We start from the raw sequence: 15,885 nt of genomic DNA on the forward strand, positions 1-15,885 counted from the left end.
TGCGCAGGCCGCGACGCATGCTACCACCGCCCGCATAAGAAACTGCCGGGGAAACGCACATGGCCACGACCGATCCGACGGAGCGTATCGAGCGCGCGGAGATCGAAGACACCAGCCTTCTCGCCTTCTATCGCGACATGAACGTCGCCGAGCGGCGAACGTTCTGGGCTTGCGCCGCGGGCTGGGCGCTCGACGGCATGGACTTCATGATCTACCCGCTGGTGATCGGCACCATCATCGCGCTGTGGAAGGTCGATGCGGGATCGGCCGGGCTCGCCGGCACCGTGACACTGCTGGCCTCCGCCATCGGCGGCTGGCTCGGCGGCTATCTCTCCGACCATATCGGCCGGGTCAAGACACTCCAGATCACCATCATCTGGTTTTCGTTCTTCTCTCTGGTCTGCGCGGTCGTGCAGAATTTCGAACAGCTCCTGATCGCGCGCGCGGTGCTGGGCCTCGGCTTCGGCGGCGAATGGGCCGCGGGCGCGGTGCTGATGGGCGAGGCGATCCGGCCGCAATATCGCGGGCGTGCGGTCGGCTCGGTACAATCGGGCTGGGCAGTCGGCTGGGGCCTCGCGGTGCTGTCGCAGGCGATCCTGTTCTCGGTCATGCCGGCCGAGACGGCATGGCGCTGGATGTTCGTGATCGGCGCGCTGCCCGCACTGCTGGTGTTCTACATCCGCCGCTCCGTCACCGAGCCGGAGATCGCGGCCGAGGCCCGCGCCAGGCAGGCCGCAAGCGGCAATCGTCCGGCTCTCTGGGAGATTTTCTCGGGCCCGATCCTGAAGACCACGATCCTGGCCTCGCTGATGGCGACGGGCTGCCAAGGCGGCTATTATGCCGTCACCTTCTGGGTGCCGCAGTTTTTGACCAAGGAGCGGCATCTCTCGATCGTCGGCTCGACCGGCTATCTCTCGACGCTGATCATCGGCTCCTTCATCGGCTATCTCACCGGTGCCTGGCTCGCCGACCGGATCGGACGGCGCAATCTGTTCCTGATCTTCTCGATCGGCGCGATGGCCGTGGTGCTGCTCTATACGCAGCTGCCGCTGACCAACGAAATCCTGTGGGTGCTCGGCTTCCCGCTCGGATTCTTCGCCTCGGGCTATTTCTCAGGGATCGGCGCGTTCCTGACCGAACTCTATCCGACGCGGCTGCGCGGCTCCGGTCAGGGCTTTTGCTACAATTTCGGCCGAGGGATCGGCGCGCTGTTTCCGTTCCTCGTCGGCTCCCTCTCGGCGACGACGTCACTCGCGAACGCGATCGCCATGTTTGCAGTGGCGGCCTACGCGCTGTTCTTCATCGCCGCATTCGCGCTGCCGGAGACGCGCGGGCGGATATTGCATGCGGACTAACGGGCACCGTCGTCCCGGGACGGTGAGGAAACTTACCGCCCCACCTGATACGGCCCGCCCTTCTCGAGCGCTCTGGCGTAGGCCGGCCGCGCGTGAATGCGCTCCAGAAACGCCATCGCCCTGGGATGGCCCAGTTCGAGCCCACCGCGGGCCTGCGCCGCCTCAAGCGGAAAGCTCATCTGGATGTCGGCCGCGGTGAACTCGCCGCCGGCGAACCACTCGCTCTTGCCGAGCTCGCCTTCCCAGTAATCCATGTGCTGCTTGAGCTGCGGATTGACCAGCGCAGTGAGCGCCTGGTTCGAGACCTTGCGCACCAGGGGGCGCAGCAACGCCGGCGCGCGCTTCGGCATCAGCGTGAACAGCAGCTTGAGCAGCAGCGGCTGCATCGCCGAGCCTTCCGCATAGTGCAGCCAATAGGTGAAACGCAGCCGCTCGGGCGTGTTCGGCGGCGGGACCAGCCGGCCGTTGCCGTAGGTGGCGACGAGATATTCGATGATCGCGCCTGATTCGGCGACGGTGTTGCCGTTGTCGGTGATGACGGGCGACTTGCCGAGCGGATGGATGGCGCGGAGCTCCTTCGGCGCGCGCATGTCGGGCTGGCGCTGATAGCGCACGATCTCGTAGGGCGCGCCCAACTCCTCGAGCAGCCACAGCACGCGCTGCGAGCGGGAATTGTTGAGGTGGTGAACGGTCAGCATCGCGTGGTCCCCGGGGCTAGGCGTGGTCGATCGGCCGCGCCGTTCGTGCCAGCCCGGGAACGCAATGTCGAGCCATCCCGTCGGATATTTTCACCCGGGTATATTGACGCAACGAATTTACCCGGGTATTAAAGTCGCCAACTTGACCAATATGGCAATGATTCCAATGCAAAAGATTTTCACCGCCTTCCAAGGGCAGCGCCGTCTGGTGTCTGGGCCGGCAGGAGAGGTCGCGCTGGTCGTCAAGCGGATCGTCCCACCGCCCGACGAGCCCATCATCATCTTCGAGGACGACACCGGCCGATCGATCGACTTCGATCTGCGCGGCGGCGATCGCGAGGTGCTGGCGCGGCTGGCAAAGCTGGTCCCGCCCCCAGTTGAGGAGACCACACAACTCAGCGAGCCGCGCGGCCGCGGCCGGCCGAAGCTCGGCGTGGTCGCGCGCGAGGTGACGTTGCTGCCGCGGCACTGGGAGTGGCTCAACGCACAAGCAGGCGGCGCCTCGGTCGCGCTACGCAAACTCGTCGAAGAGGCGCGGCGCGCGAGCGGCGACAAGGACCGCGAGCGGCAGGCGCGCGATGCGGCCTATCACTTCATGTCGACCATGGCCGGCAACCTGCCGCAATTCGAGGAAGCTTCGCGCGCTTTGTTCGCGGACGACCGGCGGCGCTTCACCGGACTGATCGCAGATTGGCCCGCCGACATCCGCGACCACATCGTCAAGCTCGCCTATAGCGACCGCGCCTAGGCGCGCCTTCTCACAACCCCATCGACAGCCGGGCCACGCGTGCTTCGCGTGGCAACGGTTTCGCATGCCCTGATGAAAGACAAATCCATGCCCGCCTCCAAACCGCTCTGGACGACGTTCCTCCGCTTCCTCGTGCCGTTGATGCTGAGCAATGCGCTGCAATCTCTGTTCGGCACTGTCAGCAACGTCTATCTCGGCCAGATGATCGGCGTCGACGCGCTGGCGTCGGTGTCGGTGTTCTTCCCGGTGATGTTCTTCCTGTTCGGTTTCGTCATGGGGCTGAGCACCGGCGCCACGGTCCTGATCGGCCAGGCCTATGGTGCGGGCGAGCAGAGCCGGATCAAGATTGTGGTGGGCACGACGCTCGCGGTCGGCCTGTTGCTGTCGATATCGATTGCGCTGGTCGGCGGGCTCTTCAGCCGGCAATTGATGATGATGCTTGCCACCCCCGCGGACATTCTCGACCAGGCCAGCGCCTATGCCCGAATCATGCTGTTCACCATGCCGCTCGGCTTCGTCTTCCTGCTGATGACGGCGATGATCCGCGGCGTCGGCGACGCGATGACGCCGCTGCTGGCGCTGGCATTGTCGACCGTCATCGGCCTGATCCTGACGCCGATCCTGATCCACGGGTCGTTCGGATTGCCGGCGGCGGGCATCACCAGCCCGGCCTGGGCGGCGGCGATCGCCAACGCGCTGACGCTGATCGCGCTGGCCGCCTATCTGCTGCGGAAGAAGCATGCGTTGGCACCGGACGCCGCACTGCTGCGTCATCTCCGGCTCAATCGTGTGGTGCTGGGACAAATCCTCGGCATAGGACTGCCGAGCGCGATCGGCATGGTGGTGATGGCGATCGCCGAGCTGGTGCTGCTCGGCCTCGTCAACGGCTTCGGGTCCGAGGCCACCGCCGCCTATGGCGCGGTCAACCAGGTGATGGGTTACACGCAGTTCACGGCGATGTCGATTTCAATCGCGGTCTCGATCCTCGGCGCGCAGGCGGTCGGCCGCGGCGACAGAACGCGGCTCGATGGCATCGTGCGCACCGGCCTCATGTTCAACATCGTCCTGACCGGCGGGCTGGTGGCGCTGATCTATCTCGCGCCGCGCGCCGTGCTCGGTATCTTCATCACTGACGACACCGTGCTCGATCTGGCGAAGGGCCTGCTCCGCATCGCGCTGTGGAGCTCGGTGCCGTTCGGCCTGGCGACAGTATTTTCCGGCGCGATGCGCGCTGCCGGCGTGGCGCTGACGCCAATGCTGCTCTCCATCTTGACCATCGTGGCGATCGAGCTACCTGCCGCGATGATGCTCAGCCGCACGATCGGCCTCCAGGGTGTGTGGGTCGCCTATCCGATCGTGTTCTGCGCCATGTTCCTTTTGCAGATGGGCTATTACCTTCTGGTGTGGCGCAAGCGGACGATTCGGCGTCTGATCTGACGGGATCATCAAGAGATTACGACCATCATTAAACGGTGGACCCGTGGCGCGCGCTGCGCCACAATGCGGAAAAGCGATGTCAGGGAGAACGATTTTGACCCGCACAGCCCCGCAGTTCCTGTTCGATTTCGGCAGCCCGAACGCCTATCTCAGTCATCTCGCGATCCCGGCGATCGAGCAGCGCATCGGCGTCAAGTTCGAATATTTGCCGATCCTGCTCGGCGGCATCTTCAAGTCGACCAACAACAAGTCGCCGGCCGAGACGCTTGCCGGCGTCAAGAACAAGCGGGAGTTCCAGGCGGTCGAGACCGAGCGCTTCGTCAAGCGCTTCAATGTCCCGTCCTATGTCATGAATCCGTTCTTCCCCGTCAACACCCTGAACCTGATGCGCACGGCGATCGCGGCGCAGCTCGAAGGCGTGTTCGAGACATATGTCGAGGCCGCCTTCCACCACATGTGGCGCGAGCCGAAGAAGATGGACGATCCCGAAATCGCGGCGAAGGCGCTGGCGTCTTCCGGGCTCGACGCCCAAAAACTGTTCGCCCGCGCCCAGGAGCCCGAAGTGAAGGGCAGACTGATCAAGAACACCGAGGAGGCGGTTGCGCGCGGCGCGTTCGGCTCGCCGACCTTCTTCGTCGGCAGCGAGATGTTCTTCGGCAAGGAGCAGCTGCGCGAGGTCGAGGAGATGATGTCGGGGAAGTGATTTTCTTGAAGTAGGGGAACCGAGCAATCTCCTCGACGTCGTCCTGGCGAAAGCCAGGACCCATAAGCACAAGTCGTCGTTGTTGCGCTAAGCTGGAGTACAGCTTGTCCGGCAACATGCAGTCGGGGTAATGGGTCCTGGCTTTCGCCAGGACGACGTCCAAGAAGCGATAAGAGCAACAACAAGGACAATCCCATGCGTATCCTCGTGGTCGGCGCCGGCGCCATCGGCGGCTATTTTGGTGGCAGGCTGTTGCAGGCCGGCCGCGACGTCACCTTCCTGGTCCGGCCGCGGCGCGCCAGCGAGCTCGCAAGCACCGGCCTCGTCATCAAGAGCCCGAATGGCGACGTGACGCTGAAGGACCCGCCGCGGGTCGAGGCCAACAAGCTCAAGGACAATTTCGACGTCGTGCTCTTGAGCTGCAAGGCGTTCGATCTCGATGACGCCATCAAGTCGTTCGCGGCGGCGGTCGGGCCCGATACGGCGATCATCCCGATGCTCAACGGCATGAAGCATCTCGATATTCTCGACGGCAAGTTCGGCAAGGAGCGCGTGCTCGGCGGCCTCTGCGCCATCGCCGCGACGCTGAACGAGAAGCGCGAGGTGGTGCAGCTCCAGCCGATGCAGGCGATCACTTACGGCGAGCGCGACGGCAAGCAGTCGGATCGCGTCAAGGCGATCGACGAGGCCTTCAAGAGCGGCATCAATGGTGCCACGGCCAGCCAGAACATCATGCAGGACATGTGGGAGAAGTGGGTGTTCCTCTCCTCGCTTGCGGCGTCCACCAGCCTGATGCGCACCTCCGTCGGCAACATCCTCGCCGCCCCCGGCGGCAGGGATTTCCTGCTCGGCATGCTGGACGAGACCAGCGCGATCGCCACCGCGTCAGGCTACACGCCGGGCGGGCCGTTCTTCGAACGGGTGAAGGGCAACCTCACCACCGAGGGCTCGCCGATGACGGCCTCGATGTTCCGCGACGTCAAGGCTGGCCTGCCGGTCGAGGCCGATCACGTCATCGGCGACCTCATCGCGCGCGCCGATGCCGCCAAGGTGCCGGTGCCGAAGCTACGCATCGCGTATACGCATTTGAAGGCGTATGAGAAGCAGCGGGCGGGGTAGCCGCACCTTCCGCTATTTGAAATACGCGAGATAGTGCGAGACGGCGGTGATTTCCTCATCGCTCATGTGATAGGCGACATCGGCCATCGCGGCGCCTCCGCCGCCGACGCGCTGGCTGCTCTTGTAATCATGTAGCGCCTTGACGAGGTATTCCTCGCGCTGGCCCGCGAGCCGCGCGACGGCCTTGGTGCCGGCAAAGCTATCGGTGTGGCATGAGGCGCAGCGGCGGCCGACGGCAACTTGCGCGCCCTTTTTCGACAGGTCCGGATCCCCGTCTTCCGCTGCCTTCGGCGGCGTCATCGCAGCGAAATAGGCGCCGAGATTGCGGACGTCTTCGTTGCTGATTTCCTCGGCGATGGGCTGCATCTGGTCGTTCTTGCGCGAGCCGGCGCGAAAGAACACCAGCTGCCACTGGGTGAATTGATCGGGCTGGCCGGCGAGCGAAGGGATGTTCTCCGTCTGCGAAATGCCGTTCTCGCCGTGACAACCGGAGCAGACGGCGGCCTTCTCCTTGATCGCGGCATTGTCGGCGGCCTGGGCTGGGACGAATGCGAACGCCGCGAGCGATAGCGCGCCGATTGTGTACGAACAAGACTGACGGCGCATGGGGGTCGTTCCGATCTATCGAGCTCGTCATTCAGGGCGCGCGAAGCACGAGCTACGATGCGCAATTGCGCATCTGGGGAATTCATAACCACCAGCCGGGGTTATGGGTTCCGGACTCGCGCCAACCCGCGATCCGGGACGACAGCGGGAGATATTAAAACAAAAGAGGCTGCGGCCGTCACCCGGTCGCAGCCTCCTTCTCGTGTCGCGCTACTTCTTGCTGTAGCTGATGCGGTAGATCGCGCCGGCCCAATCGTCGGCGACGAGGATCGAGCCGTCCTTGGCGAGGATGATGTCGTCGGGACGGCCGAGATAGCCCTGGTCGCCCTCGATCCAGCCGGAGGCGAACACTTCCTGCTTGGCGTTCTTGCCGTCGGGCCCGACGATCACGCGCATGATGCGGCCGCCCTGGTACTTGTGACGATTCCAGGAGCCGTGCTCGGCGATCAGGATGTTGTTCTTGTACTCGGCGGGGAATTGGTCGCCGGTATAGAACTTCATGCCGAGCGGAGCGACATGCGCGCCGAGATTCAGCACGGGCGGCGTGAACTCCGAGCACTTGTGGCCCATCGCGAACTTCGGATCGGGCAGGTCACCCTGGTGGCAATAGGGATAGCCAAAGTGCTCGCCGATCTTCGAGATCATGTTCAGCTTGTCGCTGGGTAGATCGTCGCTGATCCAGTCGCGCGCGTTCTCGGTGAACCAGTATTTGCCGGTACGCGGATCGACGTCGCCGCCGACCGAGTTGCGGACGCCGAGCGCATAGACTTCGGCGTTGCCGGTCTTGGGATCGACGCGGCGGATTTGCGACACGCTGGTCGGGGGCACGCCGACGTTGAAGGGCGGTCCGAACGGCAGGTAGAACCAGCCTTCCTTGTCGACCGCGATGTATTTCCAGCCATGCGCGGCATAGGACGGCATGTCGTCATAGACGACCTTGCCCTCGCCGAGATTATCCATCTTGGCTTCGGCATCGTCGTAGCGGATCAGCTTGTCGACCGCGATGACGTAGAGCGCGCCGTCCTTGAAGGCCAGACCAGTGGGCATGTTCAGCCCCTTCAGGATGGTCTTGACCTCCTTCTTGCCGTTGTTGTCCTTGATCGCATAGACGTTGCCGAGGCCGAACGAGCCGACGAACAGCGTGCCCTTGTCACCCCAGGCCATCTGCCGCGCCGCGAGGACGCCGGGCGCATAGACCTCGATCTTGAAGCCGGGCGGCAGCTTGATCTTCTTCATCATCGCGGCGAGTTCGGCCTCCGACGCGCCGGTCGGCGGCCCCGACGGCGGCGCCAGGCCCTTCTGCGCCTCGGTCTCGTCGCCGAGGAACCAGTCGTCCGGCGGATGGGTCCAGAATTCCTTGGTGCCGGATTCGTATTTCTTCAGCGGCTTGTTCTTGTCCTGCTGCTGCGCGTGACCGGCGCTTGTCCCCGCAAGAAGGGCAACCGCTGCAAGCGCCAGGACGGATTGAAAGACGGATCGATGGAATTTCATCGCGTCACTCCCCTAAGGCAGCCATCAGGGCTGCACGTTATTTTGTTTTGCTAGTCGAGAGGCGAAGTTTGGGTCTGTCGAGAGGCAGACGCAAAAAGGTTAGCACATCTGCGAACGGTGAGAAGCGCGCCGCGTGCGCTGCAGTTGCGCGCAATAAAAATTGAGACGGAATGTCAACGAGGGCGGAACGCCGCAACGGCAACGCGCTCGCTGCAGCGCGGAATCAAGATGACGCGTGGCTAATTTGCAGGCAGCAGGAGGGAGCGTGAACAAAAAAACGCGAAAACAACCCCATGCACAGTAGAAGCGCCCAGGCCATCTTGCTCCCGGTGACTCCGGGTAGACATCTGACGCGTCGAGCAAATTAGCAAAGGCGGCGACTACGGGGCGACGGGGTAAGGACCAACGCCAAACACCGTGTCATGATAGCCTTTCGACCCGACCTCGCGCGCCAGCGTGCTGCGAAAATCGCGGCCATCGCGAAGGCAGTTCAGGACATGCGCGAAGTCGAATTCGGGCCGCCAGCCCAGCTCGCGCCGCGCGCGATCGTTGACATAGACACGGTCGATCTCGGGGAACAGTCGCCAGCCGCGCGCCGCATAGAGCTTCGCACAATCCGGATAGTGCTCGCGCACGACATCGGCCGCATCACGTGCCAGCGCCGCGAGATGGCGCTGCTCGAACGGGCTCGTGGCCGACACGATGTAGCGGGCAAAACCGATCTGCGGCGCGCGCTCGACGGCGAGCAGATGGGCGCTCACCGCGTCCGCGATATCCAGCCGGCGATAGAGCAACTCGTTGGCCTGCGTGTTGTCCAGCGCGTAAGCCGATCGCATCGCCGGATCGTCATCGTCTTCCGGGAAGAAGCGCGAGGTCCTCAAGACCACGACAGGCAGGCCGCGCTCGCGACAGAACAGCTCGCACAGGTTCTCCGCCATCAGCTTGGTCGTGCCGTAGATGTTCTTGGGCACAGGCGGCAGGTCTTCGGTGACCCACACCGCGGCTTGGCCCGCTTCCGGCTGGAGCTGCGAGCCGAATGCGCTGGTGGTGCTGGTGAAGACAAAGCTGCGCACGCCAGCAGCCACGGCCGCCTCGAGCAGGTTGAGCGTGCCGGTGACGTTGGTGTCGACAAAATCCTGTTTGGAGTGGGTCGCCACATGCGGCTTGTGCAGCGTCGCGGTGTGGATCACCGCGGTGACACCGTCCATCTGGCCCCGTACGAAATCGGGATCGACGATCGAACCGACGGCATCGGTGAAGGGCGATAGCTTCAGGTCGATCCCGCGCACAGGTAATCCGCGCCCGCGGAGCGTGCGGAGAAGGGCCTCCCCGAGATGGCCGGCGCTGCCCGTGACCAGAATTGTCATTCGAGACCCAATACAGCCGCCAGCGGCGTGGAAAACCACGTACCCGTCCGGATTGGCTGGATGCTTTGGGAAAAATTGGAGCGGGCGAAGGGGCTCGAACCCTCGACCCCGACCTTGGCAAGGTCGTGCTCTACCACTGAGCTACACCCGCATCCTGTGTCGGTCGCATGACGCGCCGGCAACGGCTGTCGTATGCCAAAAGCGGGAGGGGAATGCAACAGCTACCGGCGGCATAGATTCGCAATCGGAGGCCCGATATGAACCCGAACGCGGCCAAATCACCCAAAAACGCCCTGGAACCGCCGAATCGGCGCGCACGGATTGAAATTCGGCCGCCCCGGCCCAATTTAGGGCCAACAGCGAAGCATATGAATTGGCGGCGTGCTAAAGACCCGCCATTCCAGTTAGACGAGGGGATCCCGTGACGATCATCGACCAGGGTAACGGAGCGGCGGGCCCGGCTGCGACCGATCTGATCAAGGACACCACCACCCAGACCTTCGTGAAGGACGTCATCGAAGAATCGAAGCGCCAGCCGGTGCTGATCGACTTCTGGGCGGAATGGTGCGGCCCGTGCAAGCAGCTGACGCCCGTGCTGGAAAAGGCGGTCAAGGCGGCCAAGGGCAAGGTCAAGCTGGTCAAGATGAACATCGACCAGCACCCGGCGATCCCGGGCCAGATGGGAATCCAGTCGATTCCGGCGGTGATCGCCTTCGTCAACGGCCAGCCGGCCGATGGCTTCATGGGTGCGGTGCCGGAGAGCCAGCTCAATGCCTTCATCGAAAAGCTGACCAAGGGCGTGACCGCGCCGGGTGAGCCGAATGTCGCCGAAATCCTGCAAGAGGCCGAGGCCGTGCTCGCCGAGGGCGATGCCGCTGCGGCCGCCCAGATCTACGCAGAAGTGCTGCAGCATGAATCGACCAACATCGCCGCGCTTGCCGGGCTCGCGAAATGCTACGCCGCCACCGGCGCGATGGAGCAGGCCAAGCAGACGCTGGCCATAGTGCCGGAATCCAAGCGCAACGACCCCGCGGTGAAAGCCGTGCAGACCGCGATCGATCTCGCCGAGCAGGCCGAATCGCTGGGACCTGTCGCCGAGCTGGAACAGAAAGTCGCCGCAAACCCGCTCGATCATCAGGCCCGATTCGACCTCGCGACCGCGCTCAACGCGCAGGGCAACCGCTCGGCGGCCACCGAGCAGCTGCTCGCGATCGTCAAACGCGACCGCAAATGGAACGACGACGGCGCGCGCAAGCAGCTCGTCCAGTTCTTCGAGGCCTGGGGCGGCACCGACGATGCAACCGTCGAGGGACGCAAGCGCCTGTCGATCATCCTGTTTTCATAGGGCGCGCATTTTTTGCGCATGATCTGTTCGGAAAACCGCTGCACACTTTTCCGGATCATGCGCTAGCAAGGCCAGGGGACCGGGCAGATGCCGATCAACATCGAATATCGCGGGCCCGCCGACCTTCCGGAGATCGTTCCGGTATTTCCGTTGCCGGGCGCGCTGCTGCTGCCGCGCGGGCAGATGCCGCTCAACATCTTCGAGCCGCGCTACCTCGCGATGATCGACGATGCCTTCCGCGACGGCCATCGCCTGATCGGCATGATCCAGCCCGACATCGCGCACTCGCCCAAGAATTCCGACAAGCCGGCGCTGTTCAGCGTCGGCTGTGTCGGCCGCATCACCCAGCTCGCCGAATCCGGCGACGGCCGCTACATCCTCGAGCTCACCGGCGTCTCGCGCTTCAAGGTGGTCGAGGAGCTCGAAGTGCTCACCGCCTACCGGCAGTGCAAGGTGGATTTCTTCGCCTTCGTCGACGACTTCACGCCGCGCATGGGCGAGGACGAGGTCGATCGCGAAGCGCTGCTGACGGTACTGGCGGACTTTTTGAAGGCCAACAACCTCAAGGTCGACTGGGAGGGCGTCGAGAGCGCACCCAACGAAGCGCTCGTCAACGCGCTGGCGATGATGTCGCCCTATGGCGTGGCCGAGAAGCAAGCGATGCTGGAAGCGCCGGACCTGAAGATCCGCGCCGAAATCCTGATCGCCGTCACCGAGATGGACCTCGCCAAGAAGCGCACCAGCGGCGATCCGCCGCTGCAGTAGCGGCCTGAATGCTCACGCAGCGCGGACGGCTCTTCCTGCACCTCGCCGCAGCATCTTGGCGATGCTGGATGCAGGCATCGGCCGGCTGAAATAGTAGCCTTGCGTTTCGACACACCCCTCTTCACGGAGGATGTCCAGCTGCGCCTTCGTTTCGACGCCTTCGGCGGTCGTCGTCTTGCCGAGGCTGACTGCGAAACGAACCACTGCTCGCGCGAGATGGTGCGCCTCTGCGTTCTCGCTGGAGAGTTCGTTGACGAAACTGCGGTCGATCTTGATCTTGTCGAATGGGAACCTTTGCAGAAAGCTCAGCGACGAATAGCCGGTGCCGAAATCGTCCAGGGCGATTCGCACACCGAGCTCGCGCAGTTGGCCGAGTACTGCGAACACCGCTTCGCTGTCATGCATGATCACCGTCTCGGTAACCTCGAGCTCGAGCCTGTGCGGCGCAACTCCCGAGCTCGCCAGCGCGCTGATAATGACCGGGACAAGCTCCTTGCTCCTGAATTGAGCGGGAGACAGGTTGATCGCGATCATGAGATGGGCGGGCCATTTGGCGGCTTCCGCACAGGCGGTCCTCAAGACCCATTCTCCCAGTGGCACGATCAAGCCGGTCTCCTCCGCAAGCGGAATGAACTCGCCGGGCATGACCAGACCTCGCTGCGGGTGATGCCAGCGTAGCAAGGCCTCGAAGCCACTGGTCTTGCCGGTCGCGGCATTGACGAATGGCTGGTAGTGGAGCTCGAATTGACCTCCAGCAAGCGCATCCCGCATGTCGCGCTCCAGGTTGCGGCGCGCATGCATGAGCTGGTCGAGTTCCGGCTCGAAGAAACGGAATGCACCACGACCGCCACTCTTGGCCGAGTAGAGGGCGAGATCCGCACTCTTCATGATCACATCGGAATCGTTGCCATCGCGCGGTGCGATGGCAATGCCGATGCTGGTGCCCACCGTGACCTGGTGATCGCCGAGATCGAAGGGTTCGCAAAGCGCCTTTCTGATTTTCTCGGCAAGGGTTGCGGCCTCCACGGCCGGGTTGGTCACGTAATCGATTACCGCGAACTCGTCGCCGCCCAGCCGAGCGATCAACGCGGTTTCCGAGGTGCATTCGCGCAAACGTGCCGCGACGGCGCGCAGCAGGGAGTCTCCCGCCGGATGTCCAAGCGTGTCGTTGACTTCCTTGAAGCGATCGAGGTCCAGGATGAGCACGGCCAGATCAAGGCCGCCGTTGCGCGAAACTGCAATGGCGTGCTCCATCCGCTCCCTGAGCAGCACGCGATTTGGCAGATCGGTCAACGCATCATGTTGCGCCATATGAGTGATCTTGGCCTCGGACCGGCGTTGCTCGGTGACATCGAGATGCGTGGCCACCCAGCCGCCGCCGGCCATTGGCTGTCGCGTCACGCAGATCAAACGACCATCGGCAAACTCGTCGATCCTGCTCGAGACTGCATCGAACGGCAACGTGGCCAATTTCGAGATGAATTGCCCGGCAGCACCCTCGCTGGTGTCGCCCTTGAGGATGCCGTTCACAATACGATGCCTGATGATGTCGGTATGCGGTGTTCCCGTTCTCAGCAGCTCCGGCGGCAGCCGATAGAGTTCGGCATAACGCTCGTTGCAGACGACAAATCGCTTCTCCGCATCGAACATGCACAGGGCCTCGACCATGTTGTTGATGGCCGTGTCCAGCCTGATCTTCTGGTCGTGGATTTCCTTTTGCGAATCTTCCACCTGTTGCCTGGCGAGCGAAAGCTCCCTGATGATTTCCTCGAGTCTGCTGGTTCTGGTCGCAAGCCGGCGATCCGCCAGCACGCCGACAAAGCTCATCCCGAGTACTGACAGAGCCACACCCGCAATTGCCACGGCGAGGAAGGCCGGGGAAAGCGACAGGGTATTGCTGTTCAGCGTCGGGTCTGGAACGATCTGCACGGCCCCCATGGCCGTGAAATGATGCGACACGATTGCGAGCGTCAGCAGCAGCGCCGCGACGAAGGTCCCCCACTTGTCCTTGCGGGCCAGGGCTACCGCGAGTGCAGCGTAGGCCAGGACCATGCCGAGGGCGATCGAGACGAACACCAGCCCCGGCGACCATGTCACGCGGCCAGGCACTTCGAGGGCCCACATGCCGAGATAGTGCATGCTCGCAATACCGGCGCCGATGATGCCGCCGCCGGCAGCCGCGCGCCACCGGCGGGAATTGCTGACGGCAACGCCGAAACCGCCTGAGGTCAGGATCATCGCCGCGGCGAGCGACAGAGCTGTCAGAACGATGCCGTAACCGGTTGAGACGCCGGGCTCGTAGGCAAGCATTGCGACAAAATGCGTTGCCCAAATTCCATAGCCGATGGCGGCGCCGGCGATCGCAATCCAGATCAGCCGCGTCCAAGCTCGCGACGCGATCGCGCGATGAAAGATGCTGACGGCTACAATACTTGCGGCGAAGCACACCAGACCAGCGAGCATGACAAGCCGCCAATCATGCTCTGCCGTGAGGCAGGTAAAAACGCGGAACATCGAAATCGCCTCCCTCGTCAATACTCTAGAGCATCGATCCGATCAGGCTTTCTCGGCGTTAATTTTCCGCAATTTCCGGTTGCATGCCTATCGGGAGGTAAATGTTACGTCAGCCATTGCGCCCCTTTGGCGGCAGCTTGTACGAGGAGGGGACAATTTCCCGTGAAACTACGCGGTCAAGCGAGCCCGCGACTCCATCGGTTGGAACCAAACCAGCTCTGCTCAGGTGTGATTGCGGATGCGTTTGCGACCCGTGATCATCGCGCGGATCAGGTTCTCGCGCTGGAGAAGTCCCATCAGCACCACGCCCACCACATGCAGCACGACGAGGACGATGACGGCGTCCGATGCATAAGCGTGGGTGTCCTCGATCCACCAGACGCCGAAGAAGGTGACGGTCACCGACATCGCGCCTGATATCGTCGAGACCGCGAGCGAGGCCAGCAGCGCCACCAGCATCAAGGTGCCGGCGGGATTGAGCCCGATATAGCGGCCGGTGATGCCGCGACGCAGATTCAGGAGATAGCTTGGCGCGGCGCGAAGCCTGACGCCGACCATGCGGAAGCGCGAATAGCGGCTTCCCCAAAAACCCCAGACCAGACGGAGGGCGAGAAGCGCGATCACGGTATAGCCGACGATGCGGTGAAGTCCGTCATACACGGTGGGCGTGAACCACGCGACCAGGACACAGACGGCGAGGACCCAGTGCCAGAGGCGCAGCGGGAGGTCCCAGACCTCGACCTGCCGCGAAGCGGTTCGATCCGCGGGGGCCCGTGTGGGCTCCCCGCGCGCCTCTGGCACTGCTTCTTTCATACGCGTCAGCTTACTTTGTGGAGTTCGCTTGGTGCAGTTTACTTTGCGATGGTGTGCTTCAGGCTGAGATCTTCCGGGCTGTAGAACAGCTCGTACACCTTGCCTTCCTTGACGCCGTAGACCTCGTAGCACGAGCCTTCGATCTTGGAGCGCCGCACCTCGTAGCCGAGCGCCTTGGCCTTGGCTTCGGCTTCGCTCGCCGGCTTCCACGACGCCTTGTCGAGCTTGGTGCAGTTCTTGAAACCGTCGGCCACGGCCGCCGACCCCGAGCCAATCCCGATCGTCAATGCAATGGCAACAACACGAATGACCTTCACGAACGTCTCCTCTTCTGTCGTGGGCGCAACGCCTGGCGCGAAGCGGGACCGAAGGAAGCAAAGCACGTGATGAAGTCAATCCGGTTCGGGGCCGGCTGGCTTTAGATTTATTCTAACGATCCGAAAAAGATCAGCGCTCTCCGTATGCAGCGCGTCATTTGAGGCGACGCTGCGGCCTTACGTCTCACGGTTTGATGACAGGCTGATCCCGAGGCGCCGCTCAGTAGCCGGCGACCGCCATGGCCACGACGGCGCTGAGCGCCATCCATCCAAAATGCCGGCCGCGCGTGGCCCATGCGTTGGCGAAAGCGGAGAAGCCGAACACACCGGCCATGGTGACGACGATCCAGTGGCGCGCCGGCTCCGATTCCATCCAGGGCGCCGCGATCAGGAGCACACCACCGCCGATCCAGGCGACGGTCGAGGCCTGCCAGACCAGGCGGATCAGGGTGCGGAGCCGTTCCGGCTCGATGCGGGCGCGGGCAAAGACCTTGGTCTCGCCGAGAATGCCATGGATGAAGGCCACGGCAATGGTCACGGCGCCGGCACACTGGAGCAAGAGATCACGCATCGTCCGAGTTCCCTGAAGCTTCGTCCATACAGTTAT

15 protein-coding genes and 1 tRNA gene are annotated in these 15,885 nt (G+C 63.4%); 7 read left to right on the plus strand and 9 right to left on the minus strand.

All coding sequences use genetic code 11. The features are described from left to right. Window positions 1-59 precede the first annotated feature (59 nt). Window positions 60-1,355 (plus strand): MFS transporter, encoded by a 1,296-nt coding sequence (locus QCM77_RS07430; protein WP_279682650.1) that lies wholly within the window; start codon window positions 60-62, stop codon window positions 1,353-1,355. A gap of 32 nt (window positions 1,356-1,387) precedes the next feature. Here the strand turns inward: QCM77_RS07430 and QCM77_RS07435 are convergent, their stop codons facing one another. Next, on the minus strand, window positions 1,388-2,053 hold the full coding sequence (locus QCM77_RS07435; RefSeq protein WP_279682652.1) for a glutathione S-transferase family protein: 666 nt from the start codon (window positions 2,051-2,053) through the stop codon (window positions 1,388-1,390). A gap of 151 nt (window positions 2,054-2,204) precedes the next feature. On the opposite strand from QCM77_RS07435, the gene QCM77_RS07440 reads away from it, so the two are divergent. From QCM77_RS07440 to panE, 4 genes are all read left to right on the plus strand, one after another. Next, the gene (locus tag QCM77_RS07440) at window positions 2,205-2,801 is read left to right on the plus strand and encodes a DUF2239 family protein (RefSeq protein ID WP_279682654.1); all 597 of its coding nucleotides are present in this window, start codon (window positions 2,205-2,207) and stop codon (window positions 2,799-2,801) included. Window positions 2,802-2,888: 87 nt separating this feature from the next. Next, window positions 2,889-4,238 (plus strand): MATE family efflux transporter, encoded by a 1,350-nt coding sequence (locus tag QCM77_RS07445; RefSeq protein WP_279682656.1) that lies wholly within the window; start codon window positions 2,889-2,891, stop codon window positions 4,236-4,238. Between the two features lie 94 nt (window positions 4,239-4,332). Continuing rightward, window positions 4,333-4,941, plus strand: a complete 609-nt coding sequence (locus QCM77_RS07450; protein ID WP_279682657.1) for a 2-hydroxychromene-2-carboxylate isomerase — start codon at window positions 4,333-4,335, stop codon at window positions 4,939-4,941. 195 nt (window positions 4,942-5,136) lie between these two features. Continuing rightward, on the plus strand, window positions 5,137-6,060 hold the full coding sequence (panE, locus tag QCM77_RS07455) for a 2-dehydropantoate 2-reductase (RefSeq protein WP_279682659.1): 924 nt from the start codon (window positions 5,137-5,139) through the stop codon (window positions 6,058-6,060). A gap of 12 nt (window positions 6,061-6,072) precedes the next feature. On the opposite strand, the gene QCM77_RS07460 is transcribed toward panE, so the two are convergent. The 4 genes from QCM77_RS07460 to QCM77_RS07475 form a co-directional block, all read right to left on the minus strand. Next, the gene (locus QCM77_RS07460) at window positions 6,073-6,666 is read right to left on the minus strand and encodes a c-type cytochrome (RefSeq protein WP_279682660.1); all 594 of its coding nucleotides are present in this window, start codon (window positions 6,664-6,666) and stop codon (window positions 6,073-6,075) included. 210 nt (window positions 6,667-6,876) lie between these two features. Continuing rightward, the gene (locus QCM77_RS07465; RefSeq protein WP_279682662.1) at window positions 6,877-8,157 is read right to left on the minus strand and encodes a PQQ-dependent sugar dehydrogenase; all 1,281 of its coding nucleotides are present in this window, start codon (window positions 8,155-8,157) and stop codon (window positions 6,877-6,879) included. Window positions 8,158-8,537: 380 nt separating this feature from the next. Then, window positions 8,538-9,524, minus strand: coding sequence for an NAD-dependent epimerase/dehydratase family protein (locus QCM77_RS07470; RefSeq protein WP_279682664.1), 987 nt, complete (start codon window positions 9,522-9,524; stop codon window positions 8,538-8,540). Window positions 9,525-9,600: 76 nt separating this feature from the next. Then, window positions 9,601-9,675, minus strand: a tRNA-Gly gene (locus tag QCM77_RS07475). A gap of 270 nt (window positions 9,676-9,945) precedes the next feature. Between QCM77_RS07475 and trxA the strand changes: the two genes are divergently transcribed. Together trxA and QCM77_RS07485 are read left to right on the plus strand one after the other, a co-directional pair. Beyond that, on the plus strand, window positions 9,946-10,869 hold the full coding sequence (gene trxA / locus QCM77_RS07480; RefSeq protein WP_279682666.1) for a thioredoxin: 924 nt from the start codon (window positions 9,946-9,948) through the stop codon (window positions 10,867-10,869). 87 nt (window positions 10,870-10,956) lie between these two features. Further along, the gene (locus tag QCM77_RS07485) at window positions 10,957-11,634 is read left to right on the plus strand and encodes an LON peptidase substrate-binding domain-containing protein (protein ID WP_279682667.1); all 678 of its coding nucleotides are present in this window, start codon (window positions 10,957-10,959) and stop codon (window positions 11,632-11,634) included. Window positions 11,635-11,646: 12 nt separating this feature from the next. Here the strand turns inward: QCM77_RS07485 and QCM77_RS07490 are convergent, their stop codons facing one another. The 4 genes from QCM77_RS07490 to QCM77_RS07505 form a co-directional block, all read right to left on the minus strand. Next, window positions 11,647-14,148 (minus strand): EAL domain-containing protein, encoded by a 2,502-nt coding sequence (locus QCM77_RS07490; protein ID WP_279682668.1) that lies wholly within the window; start codon window positions 14,146-14,148, stop codon window positions 11,647-11,649. 222 nt (window positions 14,149-14,370) lie between these two features. Beyond that, window positions 14,371-14,961, minus strand: a complete 591-nt coding sequence (locus QCM77_RS07495) for a cytochrome b/b6 domain-containing protein (protein ID WP_279660216.1) — start codon at window positions 14,959-14,961, stop codon at window positions 14,371-14,373. Between the two features lie 38 nt (window positions 14,962-14,999). After that, on the minus strand, window positions 15,000-15,278 hold the full coding sequence (locus tag QCM77_RS07500; protein WP_279660215.1) for a PepSY domain-containing protein: 279 nt from the start codon (window positions 15,276-15,278) through the stop codon (window positions 15,000-15,002). Between the two features lie 220 nt (window positions 15,279-15,498). Next, window positions 15,499-15,849: a hypothetical protein gene (locus QCM77_RS07505; protein ID WP_279660214.1), complete on the minus strand. Its 351-nt coding sequence runs from the start codon at window positions 15,847-15,849 to the stop codon at window positions 15,499-15,501. Window positions 15,850-15,885 lie beyond the last annotated feature (36 nt).

The sequence above is a fragment of the Bradyrhizobium nivariense genome (assembly GCF_029846695.2).
GTDB lineage: Bacteria > Pseudomonadota > Alphaproteobacteria > Rhizobiales > Xanthobacteraceae > Bradyrhizobium.